The organism is Streptomyces sp. FH025, from assembly GCF_017427025.1.
Classification (GTDB): Bacteria; Actinomycetota; Actinomycetes; order Streptomycetales; family Streptomycetaceae; genus Kitasatospora.
Window position 1 is genome coordinate 1 of sequence record NZ_JAFLNG010000789.1, and the last position, 3211, is coordinate 3211.

General features: G+C 72.3%; 3 protein-coding genes and 1 pseudogene. All 4 read left to right on the forward strand.

Going from position 1 to position 3211, the window contains the following annotated elements:
• Positions 1–694 (forward strand): annotated as a pseudogene (locus J0670_RS33860) (hypothetical protein); the annotation flags it as partial.
• Between the two features lie 197 nt (positions 695–891).
• Positions 892–1455, forward strand: a complete 564-nt coding sequence (locus J0670_RS33865; RefSeq protein WP_207816150.1) for a hypothetical protein — start codon at positions 892–894, stop codon at positions 1453–1455.
• Between the two features lie 128 nt (positions 1456–1583).
• A complete protein-coding gene (locus tag J0670_RS33870) occupies positions 1584–2384 on the forward strand; it encodes a hypothetical protein (RefSeq protein WP_207816152.1) in 801 nt (266 codons plus the stop codon).
• Between the two features lie 217 nt (positions 2385–2601).
• On the forward strand, positions 2602–3211 hold a 610-nt coding region (locus J0670_RS33875), incomplete at its 3' end, for an SAF domain-containing protein (protein WP_207816154.1).

Here is a 3211-nt window from a genome sequence, read left to right on the forward strand (position 1 = left end):
CGCGGACGCCAACGCGCTGCTCACCGCCGTCCGGGAGGCGGCCCAGCACCCAGGCCGCTGGCTGGTGGTCTGTCTGGTCGGCCAGCTGGTGGCCGACCCGCGCGGGCGCCGGCTCGCCCTGGTCACCGGCGGCAGCACCCCCGCCAACGCCTACCGGCGCGGCCTGGCCTGGGACTGGGTGGTCAGCGCGATGGTGCACGGCGACCACGAGGAGGCGCTGCTGCTGGTCGACGCGGTGGCCGACCGGGACACCTGGGCGGCGCTGGAGCACGACGGCGAGGACACCGCGGGCGAACTGCTCAGCTACTCCCGGGTCCCGCTGTGGGGCCGGGTCGGCCGCTACACCCCGGGCAGACGCGGCCGGGACGCCGTACGGCCGGGGGGTGAGGGATCGTTCAGCCAGGCCCTCACCACCGTGCTGCGTCACGGCGTTCCGGGTGCCCCCGCGGCGGTCGCCCCGCTGGACCTCCAACCCGCCGTCGCCGGACTGCTCGACGGGGGCGGTCCGGCCGACGCGGCGTCCGGCGGTCCGGGAGCGCCGGGCGCGCGCCGGCTCCTTCCTCCGCACGGCGGCCGGCTGTTGATGCGCAATCGGGCCGCGATTCGGGGCGCATTGGCCGGATTGTCGCTTTCCGAAGAACTGTTGGCCGTTCTGTGGCGGGAAAGTGCCCCGACGGAACCGCCTTCCGCGTAAGGTCAGGTGGCCTGAGGTGTTGCCGTGATGGGGTGGGTTGGCGAAGAATCGATCCCCAGCGGAAACACCGGCGGGACGGCGGAATTCTCCTGGCGGCCGTGGATCACGGATCGGCTCGGTCGCGACGAGGTGGGGCGATGCGGCAGCGCGGAAATGTGTTGCGCCCTGGGGCGGTTGGGGTTGGCGGGGCGGTTCTGGTGTTGCTGCTCGGTGCTTGCGCGAGCGGTGGGGCCGGCGGTTCCGTCGATCGTCTCGGGTCGGCCGCGCCCACGGTTGCGGGAGTGAACCCGTTAACTCCTTCGAGTGGTTCGGTAAACGCCACGATCGCGCCGACCGAAGGCCCTGAAGGGGCCAAGGGTCGGCTGGCCGTGAAGACGTATCAGGACTGGTGGCAGGCCCAGGCCGAGGCCTTCGGGCGTACGGATTCGGACGGGTCGGCGCTGGAGGCGTACTCCTCCGGGCGGGCGCTGTCCGACGCCCTGGTGGGCCTGCGCCGACTTCACGACGCCAAACTGGTGATGACCGGAACGCCGCGGAATTCGGCCGTGGTCAAGTCCATTGACCTGAAAGCCGATCCGCAGACCGCCGTGATCGAGGACTGCGTCGACCTGACGGCCTGGCGCCGCGTCGATGCCGTCACCCGGGCCGCAAAGGAACCGGCCGACCGACTGAACCGCTATGTCGCGACCGCGTCCCTGCGCTGGTTCCAAGCGCATTGGCTGATCTACGACTTCAAGCGGGAGGTGGACCGGACATGCTGAACTCGCGGAAACCGGCCCGGCGTTTCGCGTTCGTCGCATCGTTGTCCGCCGGGTTGTTGCTGTCCTCGGCGGTTACGGCGACGGCGGACGAACCACCGGACGCCGGTGCCGAACAATGTGCTCCGAGCGTGATCTGCACGCACGCCGGAACCGGCGGGAAGACCCCCGTTCCCCGCCCCTCCCAGGGCGGTGGCGGCGGTGACGACGGCGGGCCGCAGGTGTGCAGCTACCACGGCACCGAGTGGGCCTGCTACGACCCGGAACTCGGCTACTTCAACAGCGACGTCGGCTGCTACTTCCGCCCGTTGAGCCCGCAACCCCCCGAGGGCGACGCGGCCTGGGAGGGGCACAAGCCGTCGGAGGGCGCCGTCTACTCGAAGATGTGCCCGCAGACCGGTGGCGGGCAGGACGGTCTGAGCACCGTGTTCGTGAGCAACGCGGCGGGCTCGACCCCGGTGATCGACCTGACCGTCCAGGGGAAGCTGCTCGCCGGCCGGATGGCCTTCCCGACCCCGGTGGCGAGCTTCGCGCCCAAGGACACCGCCGTGGTGAAGGCGCCGGTCTGGCTGTGGGCGGAGGGCATGGTGGCGCCCGCGCCGAGTTCGCTGTCCGTCCCGGGCGCGTCCGTCACCGTCACCGCGCGACTCAAGGGCATGACCTGGGACTTCGGCGACGGCATGAGCGTGGACTGCGCCACCGCCGGGACGCCGTACGACCCCAAGTACGGCGGCGCCAAGTCCCCGGACTGCGGCTACGAGTTCCCGGTCGGCTCGGGGACGAAGAAGGGCGGAGTCTTCAGCGGCACGGTCACGGCGAACTGGCAGGCGCACGTGGTGATCACCGGACCGAACGCGAAGACCTTCGACCTCGACATGCCGCGCGGCGCCGATCTCGCGCTCAGGGTCGCCGAGATGCAGGTCCTCAACTGACCTCGCCACGACGGCGACCGGGCCACGAGCGGGCCGACCGACGACTGACCGACGAAACGACTGACGAGCCGACCGACGACTGACCGACTACTAACCGACGAACCGACTGACGAGCCGACTGACGATCCGGAAGCGAACGAGGGAAGGGCGGAACCCGGTGGACAACCGTACATTCGCGACGCCGGGATCCGGCACGGCCGCAGGCGCCGCGGTGTCCGTGGCGGTACCGGATCAGCAGGACCGGAGCCAGGGCCGGGGCGGCCGGGGGCGGGCCGCACCGCACGCGCCCGGCCGGACGATGCGCGCCAGGCGGCGGCGTCCGGCGATGCTGGCGATGGCGGTCGCGCTGATCGCCGCCGGCGGCCTCGGCGGAGCCGTCCTCTACAACAGCACCGGCCAGCGGGTCGCGGTGCTGGCGCTGGCCCGCGACGTGCCCTGGGGGCAGGTGATCACCGAGGACGACCTGGTGGTGGCCCGGATCGCGGGCGACCCGGCGCTGCGGCCGGTGTCGGCCCAGGACAAGGCCAAGGCGGTCGGCATGCGGGCCGCCACCGACCTGAAGCGCGGTGCGATGCTCACCGGTTCCGACCTGGCCCAGGGCCTGTCGGTGCAGCCCGGGCAGATCGTGGCCGGGGTGTCGGCCAAGCGCAGCCAGCTGCCCGCCAGCCGGCTCCAGCCCGGGCAGCAGATCGTCGTGGTCAACACCCCGGACAACGGCCGGGCCGACTCGCTGGCCGCGACGGTCATCACGGTCGGCCGGGTGGACACCGACGGCAGCCAGGTGATCGACGTGGCGGTCGGCGCGGCGGACGGGCCCCGGCTGGCGC